Here is a 14,408-nt window from a genome sequence, read left to right as displayed (position 1 = left end):
TGAAAAAAGAGTGTTTTGTGAACCCACTGGACAGCCGCCACATCGATGAAATTGCAGCGCTTCTTGCAGTCGCCTCGGCGCATTCGTTCGTGGCCGCCGGACGGTTGCTGCAACGCCATCCGACGGTGATTTCAAAGCGCCTGGCGGCCATGGAAAAGCGCTTGGGCGTGCGATTGATGGAGCGTACGACGCGACAGGTGCGGTTGACCGATGCCGGCAACCGTCTCGTCGAACGCCTGCGCTCTGCCACGGGGTTGATTATCGAGGCCGAGCAGGAAGCGTCACTGGGCGCGGCGCAGGTTCGTGGCGTCTTGCGCCTGGCTTTTCCTGCGGCGATGGGGCGCTTGTGGCTGGCGTCGATGTTGCCGGAATTTCTGGCGGCTCATCCGCTGGTCTCCGTCGAGGTGGATTACAGCGATCGCGTTGTCGACATCATTGCGGAAGGATTCGATGCGGCGATTCGTATTGGCGAATTGAACGACAACCGCCTCGTCGCGAAGAAGCTCAGCGACCATCGCCGCATTCTCTGCGCTTCACCGGGTTACATAGAGGAGCATGGTTTACCGGCCAGTCCGAAACAACTGACTGAGCACAACTGCCTGGGCTTTACCGGCCTTGCGGCGTTTCCTGAATGGCGTTTGTCGAAGGGCGATCGGCAGGAGAGGGTCATCACCAGGGGCACCTTGACCTCGAACGACGGCGAGGCGTTGCTCGCCGCGGCCAAGGCCGGCGTCGGTATTTTGGGCGCTGGCGAGTGGCTGATGAGTCGGGAAATCGCCAACGGCCAGATGGTTCGCGTTCTGCCGGAGTGGGACCTGGATGCCCAGGGCGGGATCTATCTGGTGCGAGCATCCGCCGCGTTCACACCGGCAACGCTCATGGCCTTCAAGGAATGGCTGGAGGCCAGATTTGCGGATGGGCCGCCTTGGCAAATGCCCGTCAGTTAAGATGCGATACCTGTGGGAGCGGGCTTGCTCGCGAAAGCGGTGTGTCAGGCGACATCAATGTTGACTGTGCCGCCGTCTTCGCGAGCAAGCCCGCTCCCACATGGATTGCGCTTAACTGACTGGCCATTACTCCCTTACATCAAGGTATTTTGCGGCATACCCAGCAGGCCAGTCAGAGTGTTGATAATCGCTTGTTGCCGCGCACGGTCTGTCTGGTGCACGGCTTCTGCGGCGGCGACATCGGCGTCACAGTGAGGGCAGGTCACTTCGTGCGCATGGATGTACTGCAAGCAGCCACGACACAGCGCCAGTTGCGGTGGAATACGTCCTTCGTCCGGTGATTTCTGGCCCTGGTTTGCCCAGGCCAGTTTGATCACCTGGCCGCTGTCGCTGACGCTGCTGACCTTCTCGCCGGTGTCGATGCGTTCGGTGATCAGGTCAAAACGCCCGACGGCGAAGGAGGTCTTTGCCGCGTCTTCGAGTTTGACGATGCGCTCGCGCAGCCCGCGTTTTTGCAGGTCCAGCGCGCGGTAATGGCAGTAGGGGTTGTTGCCGGGTTTGCCGAGCAGGGAGTGCGAAGTCCAGGTGCAGCCGCCACGGCAGACGTCGTTGTAGTAACAGCTTCGGCAGTAACCCCACAGGTCTTCGACGCCGCGCAGTCGGCCAAAGTGCATACCTTCGCTGTAGTGCCAGATATCGTGCAGGCTCATGGTGCGTACGTTGCCGCCTGAAAACCCCACCGTTGCCAATGACGGGCAACCCTTGACGGTGCCGTCGGCTTCCAGTGCCAGCACGGTCTGGCCGGCGGCGCAGCCACTCCAGTGCACGCGCTCGTCGCCGAAACCACGCCACATGTGTTCATAAGGACCGTAGTAACCAATGTTGTTGCCCACGTTCATCAGCAGGCCGCGGTCGACGCCTTCGCGATACAAACGCGCCAGCAACGGCATCACTTCCAGCAGTTGATACGGCTGCAATAACAGCTCCGGGTGATCGACGGCATTGCCCATCGCGACCGTCAGCTGGATCTGCCAGTGCGTGGCGCCGAGGCCGATAATCAGGTCCATCAGCTCAGGCAGATCGGGCAACGTGGCCGCGCCGATTTGGGTGTTGACGCTCACCGAAAGTCCGGACTGTTTGGCTCGTCGCAAGGTGTCTACCGCCTTGTCGAACGAGCCTGGAACATTGCGCACCGCGTCATGCAGCGGGGCCAATCCATCCAGTGAAACACCGACGCCATTGAGCCCGGCATCCACCGCGGCCTGCATTTTCGCCGGTGTCAGGTTGCGTCCACCGGTTTGTATGGCGCAATACATGCCGTGATCGTGGATGGCCTGGATCAGTTGCGTCCAGTCCTTGCGTAAATAGGCTTCACCGCCGATCAAGGTGATCTCGCGGGTGCCGAGGGCCGCCAGGGAATCGATAACGTCCAGGCATTCCCGGGTGTTCAATTCGTCGGGGCGTCGATGGCCGGCGCGTGAGCCGCAATGCAGGCATTTGAGATCGCAGGCCAGGGTGATTTCCCAGACCACATGCACTGGCACGTAGCGTTTGAGGTCGGTTTCACTGAGGTAGCGGGCAGGGCGACTGTCTGACATGGAAAATCCTTGCGCACAACGCGTGCGCGGCACGAATCCATCGAAGTGTTCGCGCCTTCCTTGGGGCAGTGGCGCGACCGGATTTACCTTTTGTTATTGAAATGAGCCGGGCCAGTCAGTTAAACGCGGAACCCTGTGGGAGCGGGCTTGCTCGCGAAAGCGGTGTGTCAGGCGACATCAATATTGACTGTGCTGCCGCCTTCGCGAGCAAGCCCGCTCCCACATGGATTGCGCGTACCTGACCCGTATTCCCCGGGGTTAGCGAGCCTCCAGCCGGGCGATTTCAACGTTCAGCTGGTCCAGCGCATTGCGCAGCGCACCGCTGTGGGCCAGTTGCTGTTCACCCTGGCTGACCACGGCCTTCAGTTGCGCCAGGTCACCGCTGGTTTGCGCTTGCTGTACCGCGACGGCGTAGAGTGGCACCGCATGGTGCGGATGCTCTGGGCGCACAATAACGGGAGCCTGGCTGACCGCTGCGTGTTTCACGTAGTGCCAGACGCCCTGTTCCTGGTACTTGTAGTCGGCATAACCGCTCGCCCAATCGCCGCCCAAAATGCCTTTCAAACCGAAGGTCTGAGCGATCTGGCTGAGAGGGCCACTCGGGCTGCCGGCCAGGGTGAGGATGATGTGGCTTTCGGCGGTCGGCACCAGTTTGACCTCGGCGTACTCACCCCATACACGGGCACGGAAGTTGAGGGGTGGGTAGGTGCTTTGGTAAATACTGGCAATCCCGCTGACTTTTTTCTTTACGGTGTCCACCAGCAGGTCCAGGGTTAAAACCGGTGCGCCCAGCAGGTGATTGCTGACGTTGAGGCGGGTATGAAAAAGTCCGATTGACATGGTGCTACTCCCTTATTTGTATTCAAGACAAGTCGGGCATATTTCGTGGTCGAGTCAGCGGCGTTCCTGCCGGCTGATTTCTTCCTTGGCCGTTTCAAGCGCCGTCTGCAGTTGGGGTTGCTGATCCAGTTGCTGCTGGGCCAGGCGCGACAGGTTTTTCATCTGGGCCAGGTCACCGCTGGCCATTGCACTTTGAATCGGTGCGGCATACAGCGGCATGATTGGCGGATAAGACGACTCCGGCGGAATCACCGGGCCGGGTTCCAACGGCGGCAAGGAAACGTGGGACGGCACCGCCTCAATGAGATGGGCGGGAGCATTGTTGACCTCGACCCACTGCTGACCATTCAAGTACGAATAGTTGGCGATACCTTCTTTCCAGTCGGTGCCCACCACCAGTTGCAACTTGAAATTCACGATGGAATTCGAGCCTGAGCCGCCGTGATTGCCTTGGGCGGTGATCAGGATTTTGCTGACGCCGGGTGACATGACCGTCAGGTAGGTGTACTCGCCCCAGACATCGGAGTGCACATCCAGAGGCGGGTTGGTCGCCTGAGTGATTGCAGCGGTGCCGTTGACAGTCTCATCAGGGGTAAAGACTAGAATATTGAGTGCCAGAGTTTGTGCACCCGGCATCGAAGTACCAATTCGGTAGGCGAGCGGGAACAAACCGACAGGTTGCTGATTAGAACCAGACATGGTTATTGCCTCCATTGCAATAAGGGGAGCGGAAATAGCTGTTAATGCTTTTCCAGGCGTGCGACTTCCTTGGCCAATTGCTCGTAAGCGGTACTTAGCTCTTTGTTTTCAGGTGTGGATGCATCGCGTTGTTTCAACAGCGTCTTCATTTGCGGCAGGTCGCCGGTCTTGATCGCGCTTTGGATGGCCACCCCATAGGGGGGCATGCTATGGCGAGTTGAGCTGCTCATAACGATTCCTTCCGTGGTGTTTACGGGCACTGCTGTCATCAGCAGTTTTTGCAGTTAAGCAGGCGCGGATAAATATGCAATGGACAATGGAACAGTAATTTTTAATATTATTTTATTAATCGCGATGGGTTAGGAGGCGATATGTTCAATATTAAGATTGGCGATGAAGGAGGACCTGTTCAGTTACTTCTTCATAAGCGTTAATTTCCTTATCGCCATTATTCGTATTTGATTAATCAAGCCAAGTAACGCCGAAACCAGGCCAGTGTTCGGTCCCAGGCAAGCCTGGCGGCGGCATCATCGTATCGAGGCGTAGAGTCGTTATGGAAGCCATGGTTAACGCCGGGGTAGATATAGGCTTCATAGGTCTTGCCGGCCGCTTTCAACGCCTGCTCATAAGCGGGCCATCCTTCATTGATACGCGTATCCAGTTCGCCATAGTGGATCAGCAGAGGAGCTTTGATTCTGGGGACATCTTCAGCCTTTGGCTGACGGCCATAAAAGGGCACGGCAGCCCCTAACTCTGGATAGGCTACGGCCGCAGCATTGGCGACTCCACCGCCATAACAGAAACCGGTGATGCCGACTTTGCCGCTGGTGGCGTCATGTTTCATCAGCCATTCGATGGCGGCGAAAAAGTCATTCATGAGCTTTTCCGGATCGACTTTCTGCTGCAGTTCCCGGCCTTTGTCATCGTTGCCGGGATAGCCGCCCACCGACGTCAGGCCGTCAGGGGCGAGTGCGATGAACCCCGCTTTGGCGAGACGTCGGGCGACGTCCTCGATGTAAGGGTTGAGCCCACGGTTTTCATGTACGACCACCACCGCCGGCACCTTGCCGGTGGCTTTCGCAGGGCGCACCCAATAACCACGAACCTGCCCGTGACCCTCGGGCGAGGGGTAGGTGATGTACTCGGCGATGATGTCCGGGTCGGTAAATTGCACCTGCTCGGCCAGCGCATAATTCGGGCTCAGGGCGGCGAGGAGGGCCGAGGCCGTCAGGCCGCCCAAGGTGAATAGCGCCGCACGATCAAGAAACTCTCGCCGGTTGATTTTGCCGTGGGCGTAGTAGTCGTAGAGTTCGAGCAGTTCAGGGGCAAAATCTTTCGCCGTAAGACGGTCCATCTGCGTGCTTCCTCTGAAAGTGGAATTTAATCCAGTGAGTTGGATACGCGCGGATAACGTGGGTGACAGAACGATGCCCACCCTTTCAGGAAACAGCAGGAGGGTATTCTTTTGATCATCAAAGACCCTCTGTTCAGCAGTGATCATTACATCATAGCTCGGTCCGGATCCCATCACGCTGGATCCTGTGCTCAGGGACATCAGGCCGATATGTCCGTCAATGGACGTCTTGAGTTCTGATTGCCCTTTCAACGACAAAATCGTTTTTCCCGTTTATACCTATGTGGGCATAGGCTCAACGATCGGTGATACCGGTAATTGGGTTGGCGGACTGCCTGGCGACGTTTCATGGGCTAATGTCGGGTAGCTACAGGGAGTGAGGGACCTGGTCAGTCAGGATCCAGTCGCATCAGGAGGAATCAGTCATGGCCAACGAAGTTGTAGAGTCGGATCGCATAAGGCGTCAGCATGGGGCTGTCATACTGGCCCGGATTTTCCAAAGTCAATCAGCGGGTGTCGGCGAAGGTGTTTGCCGTGGCGTTGTACAGCACTGGCTTGCATCACATTTGGACGCTCAACGTTTGGGTGTCGACAAGATACTCGAACAGTTTCGAGCTGACGTCAGCAATCTTAGTGGCAGTAGCGCTTCCAAGTTCGTGGCGCTACACGACGATTTAAAGTTTCACTCGGACAGCCAGATTCTGGGAGCCTTATCCTTGGGACGTTCTCCCGCGATTCCCAAGAGCGTGGACAGATTTTCGTTGGGTCAAATCACTTTTTGCTTTGATGCGTTATTCCCGATCAACGGGTATTACTACATCAGTATGGAAGGGCATTGCTTTGGTCTAAAGCGAGCGGATGACCATATTATATTCATCGATGCCAATACCTGCGAATGGCAGATAACCAAGGCGCAGTTCAAGCACAAGGCCTTTCTTGTTGACTATGTAGCGACTTTATATCGTGATCAAATACAACTGAAACTTACAACTTATTGGTTTGCATCGTAAGCGTACGATGTTTCACCTACTGCGCATTGAATGAGCTCGAAGTGCTTTTCCTGGAGATGATCAGGAATACATCAGGAGGATGTCACTCATGGTTACGAAGTGGTCGAATCGGCCGGATGAATTGTGAGGAAAGCGGGGCGCAGTGCCCCGCTGTTCATGGTTGTCGCAATCAGCCCCCAGCCTGTTTATTCAACGCCTCTTCAGCCGCTGCGATTTCTGCCTGACGCTTGATGATCATGTCGCCCACGGGCGGGCCCTGGAAGCGTCGGGTTTCAAAGCCGAACCAGACGATCGCCGTCAGAATCAGAAAACCGAGCGTGATGTACAGCGCCCAATCGTTCGGTGGCTGAATGCCGATCACAAAGATCAGCACCATCGAAAGGATCGAGAGGATGGCGAAAAACGAGTACAACGCGCGCCCCATGTTCCACGGTCCCATGGTCGGCCACTTCGCGGTCCCGTAGGTAAACAGGCCCAGCACGATGGGAATGATGAAAGAGAAGAACAGGAAGATCACCGTGCAGGAGACCACGATCGTGTAAACCGGCGTTTCGCCGATCGATACCAGGGACGATCCCCATACGAACAACACCGCGAGCGTGGCACCGGTCCAGATCGCCGCCACCGGGCTGCGATGGGTCGGTGAGACCGAGGCCAATGCTTTCGAGAAGGGCAGGCCGCCGTCACGGGAAAACGCGAAGATCATGCGTGAAACCGAGGTTACGGTCGCCAGCCCGCAGAGAACCTGCGAGATGAAAATGGCCAGGTAAAGCGCCATCTTGATTGTCGGGTTCACCTGAGTGTCCATCGCCCAGAAGAACACATTCCAACCCTGCTTCGCCGCTTCGTCCATGCTCGGCAGCATCAGCACAAACGAGCAGAGCATCACCCAGCCGAACAGCAACGACCAGGCCACCGAACTGACCATCCCCAGCGGCACCGACCAGGCTGCCTGACGGGTTTCTTCGGAGGTATGCGCGGAGGCGTCGTAGCCGGTGATGGTGTAGATCGGCAAGAGCAGGCCGAGCATGAAAATCCAGCCGTTCGACACCTGTGGCCAGACGTTGCCGCCGGCTTCGCCGGAGTAGTTGCCGAAGGTCACCAACCGGGAGAACTCAAAGCTGGGTGCAGCCATCAGACAGACGATGGTCAGCGCGATTGCCGTGGCGAAGATCAGGTAGCCCGAGAAGTCAGTGAGCTTTGCGGTCAGGCCGATGCCGAAGTGGTTACACAAGGCCTGGACGCCGGTCAGGATCGCCAGGAAAGTGATCCGTGTGGTGATGGTGTCTTCCATTCCCAAGGCCGGTCCGAAGGCACCAAAAAAGAAGTAATAGGTACCGACGTTAATCGCGCCGAGTACCGTGATCAACCCCAACAGGTTGAACCAGGCCGTCAGCCAGCCAGTGAAGCGGTTTCCGAGAATCGAGCCCCAGTGATAGAGGCCGCCAGCGGTTGGGTAGGCCGAGGAAATCTGTGCCATGGCCATGGCGAAAACCCCGGAGATCAGGCAGCCGAGTGGCCAGCCGATACCGATGGCCGCACCGCCTGCCCCCGAGGTGCCCTGTGCCAGCGAGTTGATGCCACCCGAGAGGATGCAAATGATCGAAAAGGAAATGGCAAAGTTGGAGAAAACGCCCATGCGTCGGGAGAGTTGCTGGGCATAGCCCATGTTGTGCAACACCTTGAGGTCGTCGTCTTGTGGCGCGGTGGCGCCGGGTTGGTTTACTGGACTCATAGCGTGTGCTCTTGTTCAGGTTTTGATCCACATCCATCCGCGTGGTGCGTTGCCGAATGGGTTTGTCTTCAACCCCCTGTCGTACTGCTCCTGCCTCTAACTCGCTTAAAGACGGCCGTGGAACGCCGCGTCGAAAATTTCTGCCGCGCCAGTTCGTGTCAACGGCAATGGGTTGCCACCGGCGCAGGGATCGACAATCGCCATGTCCGCGATCAAATCGGCCTGCTTGTCATCCACCCCCAACTCAAACAGCGTATGCGGCACGCCGACGTCTTTGCGCAGCTTGAGGACGAAGGCCAGAAAGCTGTCGAAGCCCGGGGAGGGCAGACGCAAATAAGCCGCCAGGCGAGTGATGCGTTCTTCGATGGCCGGGCGATTGAACTTGAGCACATAGGGCATGAAGGTGGCATTGGTCATGCCGTGATGGGTGTCGTACAGGGATCCCACCGGATGCGAAAGCGCGTGAATTGCGCCCAGACCTTTCTGGAAAGCGGTAGCGCCCATCGCGGCCGCAGCGAGCATTTGCGCGCGCGCGTCGAGGTCGGAGGGGGTGTGTACGGCTCGCACCAGGGCATTGGCCACCAGGCGCATGCCTTCCACCGCAATGCCTTCGGCCATGGGATGGAAACCGGGAGCGCAGTACGATTCCAGGCAATGGGCAAACGCATCCATGCCGGTGCCGGCGGTGACTTTTGCCGGCATGCCGATGGTGAGGGCCGGGTCGCTGATGACCACCTGCGGCATCATCTTCGGGTGAAAGATGATGCGTTTGGTGTGCGTACGTTCGTCGATGATCACCGCCGCACGGCCGACTTCGGAGCCGGTGCCCGCGGTGGTCGGCACCGCAATGACCGGGGCGATGCTGCTTTCGTCGGCGCGTGTCCAGTAGTCGCCGATGTCTTCGAAATCCCAGACCGGTCGGGTCTGGCCGCTCATGAACGCGATGAGCTTGCCCATGTCCAGGCCACTGCCACCGCCAAAGGCGACCACGCCATCGTGTTTGCCGGCGCGCCAGGCGTCGAGTCCTCCTGCCAGATTGGCTTCAATCGGATTTGGCTTGAGGTCGCAAAACAGCGCTACACCAAGGCCAGCAGCGCGCAACGATTCCAGCGCCGCCGTGGTGATCGGGGCACGCGCCAGGCCGCTGTCGGTGACCAGCAACGGTCGCTGGATCCCTTGGCTGCGGCAGACCTCGGCCAATTCGGCGATGCGGCCGACGCCAAAGCGGATGCTCGTGGGGTAGTTCCAGTTCGCGGTCAGGCTCATGGCTCAGATCTCGTGGCGCAGATGGAAGGATTTCGCGCGGGTCAGGTGTTCATAGCCAAGGCGCGACAGCGTTACGCCGCGCCCGCTGTTTTTCACCCCGGTCCAGGCCAGGGCCGGGTCCAGATAATCGCAGCGGTTCATGAACACGGTGCCAGTGGCGATCTCGTCGCCGATGCGTTCGGCGGCGGCCAGGTCCTGGGTCCAGATGGAAGCGCTGAGCCCGAACTCACTGTCGTTCATCAACGCGATGGCTTGGTCGTCGCTGGCCACCGGCATGATGCCGACCACCGGGCCAAAGCTTTCTTCGCGCATCACCGACATTTGATGGGTGACGTCCACCAATACCTGCGGCGCGAGGTAGACGCTGCCCGGTACGTCGGCGGGAAAGTCCTTTGGATCGATCAGTGCCTTGGCCCCTTGTGCCAGTGCATCGGCGATCTGCCCGCGAACGAATTCAGCGGCGCTCGGAGTGATCAGCGGGCCGAGGGTGGTGGCTTCGTCCAGCGGATTGCCGAGTACGTATTGGCGGGTCAAGGCGACGAAGCGCTCGACAAAGGCCGGGTAAATTTTTTCATCGACATAGATGCGCTCGACCGCGCAGCAGCTCTGCCCGGAATTGAAGAAGCTGCCGTCCACCAGATTTTCCACCGCATGCTCAAGGTTGGCGTCTGCCCGGACATAGGCCGGGTCTTTGCCGCCAAGCTCCAGGCCCATGCCGAGGAAGCATCCAGTGGCGGCGCTTTCCATGGCCTTGCCGGCATCGACTGAACCGGTGAAGTTCACCTGTTGCACACGTCCCGAGGCGATGATCGCGGCGGTCTGTTTATGATCGAGCAGCAAGTTGTGGAACAGGCCTTCGGGCAGATTGGCGCGGCGAAACACCTCGGCGAACCGTTCGCCCACCAGCAGCGTTTGCGTGGCGTGTTTGAGAATCACGCTGTTGCCCGCCATCAACGCCGGAATGATCGTATTCACCGCCGTCAGATAGGGGTAATTCCACGGCGCAACGACCAGCACCGTACCCAACGCCTCGCGTTTGATACAGCGCCGAAAACCGGCGACAGGTGCAGGTTCAATCGCTGCCAACGCTTCAGGCGCAATGGCGATCATGTGCCGCGCACGTTCTTCAAAACCGCGTAACTCGCCGGCGCCGAAGCGTATTGGGCGGCCCATCTGCCAGGCCAGCTCCGGTACGATCTCGGCCTTCATCGCCAACATTGCGTCCACGGCGGCGCTGCAAAACGCGGCGCGTTCGCTCAGTGGCCGGCGCTTCCATTGCGCCTGGGCCGCTGCGGCCGCCGCCAGAGCCTGGTCGAGTTGCGCCGCATCGGCACGGCGGCGTTCGGCGTAGACCCGGCCATCGACCGGGGAGATAAGTTGAACGATCTCAGTCATGGTGTGTGCTCAATAACGCTCGAAGCCGCGCTGCAGTTCCCAGTCGGTGATGCGCCGGTCGTACTCTTTCTGCTCCCACTCGGCGGTGTGCACGTAGTGGTCGATCACTTCATCGCCGAACGCCTCGCGCAACATGCTCGACGCCTTGAGCGCGGCGCAGGCCTCGCGCAGGGTTTTCGACACTTCAGGCAAGTGCTCGTCGACGTAAGCATCGCCCTCGAAGGGCGGCGCCAGGCTGAGTTTCTCGTCGATACCGGCCAGGCCTGCGGCGATCAAGGCCGCGAAGGCCAGATAGGGGTTGAGGTCGGCACCGCCGATACGGCATTCGATGCGGATGGCCTTGCTGCCTTCCGCGCATAAACGAAAGCCTGCGGTGCGATTGTCCCGACTCCAGACGGCCCGCGTCGGCGCGAAAGTGCCGGCCTGAAAGCGCTTGTACGAATTGATGTAGGGCGCAAGAAAACAGGTGATGTCGTTGGCGTATTTGAGCTGCCCGGCCACCCAGGAGCGCATCAGCTTCGACATGCCGAACTCGGCCTTGGGGTCAAAGAACAGCGGCTTCTTGGCATTTTTGTCCCACAGTGAATTGTGCACATGGCTGCTGGAACCGGCGGCGTCATAGCGCCACTTGGCCATGAACGTGATCGCCTTGCCTTGCAGTTGCGCGATCTCTTTGCAGGCGTGTTTGATGATCACGTGGTGATCGGCCATGGTCAGGGCATCGGCATAACGGATGTTGATCTCTTCCTGTCCCGGCCCCCATTCACCCTTGGAGTTTTCCACCGGAATGCCGCTGGCCTGCAGGTGTTTGCGAATCGCCCGCAAGACCGGTTCCTCGCGGGTGGTCTGCAGGATGTTGTAATCCTCGATGTAATGGCCGGCCGTCTTCGGCTTGTGGTAGTTGCGCTCGTGGATCGCCTGGTAACTCTCGTCGAACAGATAGAATTCCAGCTCCGAGGCGAACATGCCGGTATAGCCGCGTTCGCGCAGGCGCTCGACCTGTTTTTTCAGGATCGCCCGCGGGCTGTGCGGCAGGTCGCGTCGGTGGTGATGATCGAGCACGTCGCAGAGCACCAGCGCCGTGCATTCCAGCCAAGGCACGCGACGCAAGGTGGCCATGTCGGGTTTCAGGACAAAGTCGCCATAGCCTTTGCTCCAGCTGGCCGCGGCGTAACCCGGCACCGGCTCCATGTCGATGTCGTCGGCCAGCAGGTAATTGCAGCAGTGGGTTTCTTCGTGGCCGCTGTCGATGAAAAACTCGACCTGGAATCGCTTGCCGACCAGTCGTCCTTGCATGTCGACCATGCAGACCAACACGGTATCGATCTCGCCTGCGGCAGCGGCGCGCTTGAGTGCATCAAAGCTGAGGAGGGGCTCGGTCATCACGTCAATCCTGCGTGAAAGGTTTGGGCCTGTCTGAAATAGCTGTTGCAGACGCTCTCCAGAACAAACCAAAACCTGCAGAATCGAGCATCGTGAGCAATGAGCTGCTGAAAGCTTAGCCTACTGTTGCCATGCGCAAGTTTCGGCCTGAAATGAGCGGCGATTATCTGGCCTGAACCATGGCTCGGGTCCGACTCCGAGCCATGGCGAACAGCGGTCGCCTCGGTTAATTCCCGCCCACCACCATATGGCTGAACGGCGCCACATACGCTTGCAGCGTTACCAGCCCGCCGACCAGAATCGCCAGCACCACGGAGTGGAAAAACACGTAGCGCAGGATTTCCCCTTCATGGCCGTACCAGCGGGTGGCGGTGGACGCGACCACGATCGACTGGGCGTCGACCATCTTGCCCATGACCCCACCGGAACTGTTGGCCGCGGCCATCAACACCGGACTCAGGCCCAATTGCTCGGCCGTTACCCGTTGCAAGCCGCCGAACAGCACGTTGGAGGCCGTGTCCGAGCCGGTCAGCGCAACGCCGAGCCAGCCGAGCAGCGTGCCGAACATGGGGTAGAAAATGCCCGTTGCGGCGAAGGCCAGACCCATGGTGGCGTCGAGGCCCGAGTAGCGGGTCAGGAAACCGAGGGCGAGCATGGCCACAATGGTGATGAGCGAGTAACGCACCACCCACAGCGTTCGCAGGTAATGGTGCAGCAGCTGCGGGATGGAATAGCCCATCAGCAGCCCGCCGAGGATCGCCGCCAGCAAGATGCCGCTGCCGGTGCTGGTGAACCAGTTGAACTTGTAGACGGCGTCCTCGGTTTTAGCCACGGGCACCACGGGCGGGACCTTTTCGATCTGTTGGTGAATGGTGGTGAAGGTCAAGGTCGGGGCAAAGATCGGATTCGCTTCGCGCATCGGCTTGCCCTGAGGGTCGAGCTTGGCCGAGCTGGTTTGCGGATCTATCGCCGGGCGGGTATCGAATAGGTTTTTGAAGCTTTGGGTGCCCCAGGCGAAGACGAAGACGGTGAGGATGATCCACGGCAACCATGCCCGCATCACGGCAGGTTTTGCATCGCTGGCAAAGGTCGCTGTGGGTTTCTCGTCCGGGTCCGCCTCTACCCTGGAGTCGTCGGTCCGGCCTGACAATGCGGCGGAGGTATGCACAGTGGCCGGCTTCCAGACCTTGAGGAAACCGGTCAGGCAGGCCATGGAAATCAGCGCGGCGATTACATCCACCAGCATCGGCCCGTGGTAGTTGGACACGAGGAACTGCGGTATGGCGAAGCTGACGCCAGCGACCAGGATCGCCGGCCAGATTTCCAGCATCTTGCGCCAGCCGGCGAAGGCCCAGATCAGCCAGAACGGCACGATCACCGAGAAAAACGGTAGCTGCCGGCCGACCATCATCGACAGTTCCATTTCATCCAGGCCGGTCACTTTGGCCAAGGTGATAATGGGCGTGCCCAAGGCGCCGAACGCCACGGGCGCGGTATTGGCGATCAGTGCCAGGCCAGATGCGGCCAGAGGCGAAAAGCCCAGCCCGATCAGAATGGCCCCGGTCACCGCCACGGGGGTGCCGAAACCGGCGGCCCCTTCGAAGAAAGCACCGAAGCAGAAGGCAATCAGCAGCAGTTGCAGACGTCGATCGTCAGTGATGCGCGCCAGGGAATCCTGCAGCACTTTGAACGAACCGTTCTCGGTGGTCAGCCGGTGCAGGAAGATGATGTTGAGCACGATCCAGCCGATCGGCAGCAGACCGTTGGCGGCGCCGTAGAGTGCGGCCGAGCCTGCCATGTTCGCCGGCATGCCAAAGGCGAAGATCGCAATCAGCAAGGCCGAGCCCAGGGCCAGCAACGCCGCCAGGTGCGCCTTGATGTGGAAAAACGCCAGGGAGACCAGCATCACCACCACCGGCACCGCCGCCATGATGGTAGATAGCATTGGGTTATCGAAGGGGTCGTAGATTTGCTGCCAGACCATGTTCCACCTCTGCTTTTTATTGTGGGTAGCGCAGACCCCCGTGGGGGAAGGTGGCTTGGAGTATAGGTGGCGTTACGCTGCTGTCCTGGCGGGGCTTGTCCTGATGTCAGTCAGTCAAGCGCAATCCCTGTGGGAGCGGGCTTGCTCGCGAAGACTGACTAACATTCAATATCAATGTTGGCTGTTATGCCGCCTTC

General features: G+C 59.3%; 12 protein-coding genes. 2 read left to right on the top strand and 10 right to left on the bottom strand.

Features of this window, described 5'->3' with window-relative positions; genetic code table 11:
* Positions 1 to 17: 17 nt before the first annotated feature.
* Positions 18 to 947 (top strand): LysR family transcriptional regulator, encoded by a 930-nt coding sequence (locus TU81_RS25170; protein ID WP_048397099.1) that lies wholly within the window; start codon positions 18 to 20, stop codon positions 945 to 947.
* Between the two features lie 134 nt (positions 948 to 1,081).
* Here TU81_RS25170 and TU81_RS25165 read toward each other — a convergent pair whose 3' ends face one another.
* The 5 genes from TU81_RS25165 to yghX form a co-directional block, all read right to left on the bottom strand.
* Positions 1,082 to 2,545 (bottom strand): GDL motif peptide-associated radical SAM/SPASM maturase, encoded by a 1,464-nt coding sequence (locus TU81_RS25165; RefSeq protein WP_038982648.1) that lies wholly within the window; start codon positions 2,543 to 2,545, stop codon positions 1,082 to 1,084.
* A gap of 258 nt (positions 2,546 to 2,803) precedes the next feature.
* Positions 2,804 to 3,385, bottom strand: coding sequence for a DUF1842 domain-containing protein (locus TU81_RS25160; RefSeq protein ID WP_038982647.1), 582 nt, complete (start codon positions 3,383 to 3,385; stop codon positions 2,804 to 2,806).
* A gap of 54 nt (positions 3,386 to 3,439) precedes the next feature.
* Positions 3,440 to 4,084, bottom strand: a complete 645-nt coding sequence (locus TU81_RS25155) for a DUF1842 domain-containing protein (RefSeq protein ID WP_038982646.1) — start codon at positions 4,082 to 4,084, stop codon at positions 3,440 to 3,442.
* Positions 4,085 to 4,125: 41 nt separating this feature from the next.
* Positions 4,126 to 4,314 carry a DUF1843 domain-containing protein gene (locus TU81_RS25150; protein WP_038982645.1) on the bottom strand — a complete coding sequence of 63 codons (189 nt, stop codon included), beginning with the start codon at positions 4,312 to 4,314 and terminating at the stop codon, positions 4,126 to 4,128.
* A gap of 236 nt (positions 4,315 to 4,550) precedes the next feature.
* Positions 4,551 to 5,438: a YghX family hydrolase gene (gene yghX, locus TU81_RS25145; protein WP_048397096.1), complete on the bottom strand. Its 888-nt coding sequence runs from the start codon at positions 5,436 to 5,438 to the stop codon at positions 4,551 to 4,553.
* Between the two features lie 425 nt (positions 5,439 to 5,863).
* On the opposite strand from yghX, the gene TU81_RS25140 reads away from it, so the two are divergent.
* On the top strand, positions 5,864 to 6,448 hold the full coding sequence (locus TU81_RS25140) for a hypothetical protein (RefSeq protein WP_048397095.1): 585 nt from the start codon (positions 5,864 to 5,866) through the stop codon (positions 6,446 to 6,448).
* Positions 6,449 to 6,617: 169 nt separating this feature from the next.
* On the opposite strand, the gene TU81_RS25135 is transcribed toward TU81_RS25140, so the two are convergent.
* The 5 genes from TU81_RS25135 to TU81_RS25115 all read right to left on the bottom strand — a co-directional run bounded on the left by TU81_RS25135 (position 6,618) and on the right by TU81_RS25115 (position 14,211).
* Positions 6,618 to 8,183 carry an amino acid permease gene (locus TU81_RS25135; protein ID WP_048397092.1) on the bottom strand — a complete coding sequence of 522 codons (1,566 nt, stop codon included), beginning with the start codon at positions 8,181 to 8,183 and terminating at the stop codon, positions 6,618 to 6,620.
* Positions 8,184 to 8,288: 105 nt separating this feature from the next.
* Positions 8,289 to 9,449 carry an iron-containing alcohol dehydrogenase gene (locus TU81_RS25130; RefSeq protein WP_048397090.1) on the bottom strand — a complete coding sequence of 387 codons (1,161 nt, stop codon included), beginning with the start codon at positions 9,447 to 9,449 and terminating at the stop codon, positions 8,289 to 8,291.
* Between the two features lie 3 nt (positions 9,450 to 9,452).
* Positions 9,453 to 10,844: an aldehyde dehydrogenase family protein gene (locus tag TU81_RS25125; RefSeq protein WP_048397088.1), complete on the bottom strand. Its 1,392-nt coding sequence runs from the start codon at positions 10,842 to 10,844 to the stop codon at positions 9,453 to 9,455.
* Positions 10,845 to 10,853: 9 nt separating this feature from the next.
* A complete protein-coding gene (locus TU81_RS25120) occupies positions 10,854 to 12,227 on the bottom strand; it encodes a glutamine synthetase family protein (RefSeq protein WP_038982638.1) in 1,374 nt (457 codons plus the stop codon).
* 226 nt (positions 12,228 to 12,453) lie between these two features.
* The gene (locus TU81_RS25115) at positions 12,454 to 14,211 is read right to left on the bottom strand and encodes an L-lactate permease (RefSeq protein ID WP_038982637.1); all 1,758 of its coding nucleotides are present in this window, start codon (positions 14,209 to 14,211) and stop codon (positions 12,454 to 12,456) included.
* Between the last annotated feature and the right edge of the window lie 197 nt (positions 14,212 to 14,408).

Origin of the sequence: Pseudomonas lini, assembly GCF_001042905.1 — a bacterium.
In the GTDB taxonomy this organism is placed as follows: Bacteria; Pseudomonadota; Gammaproteobacteria; order Pseudomonadales; family Pseudomonadaceae; genus Aquipseudomonas; species Aquipseudomonas lini.
This window is presented reverse-complemented; position numbering and strand designations above follow the sequence as displayed.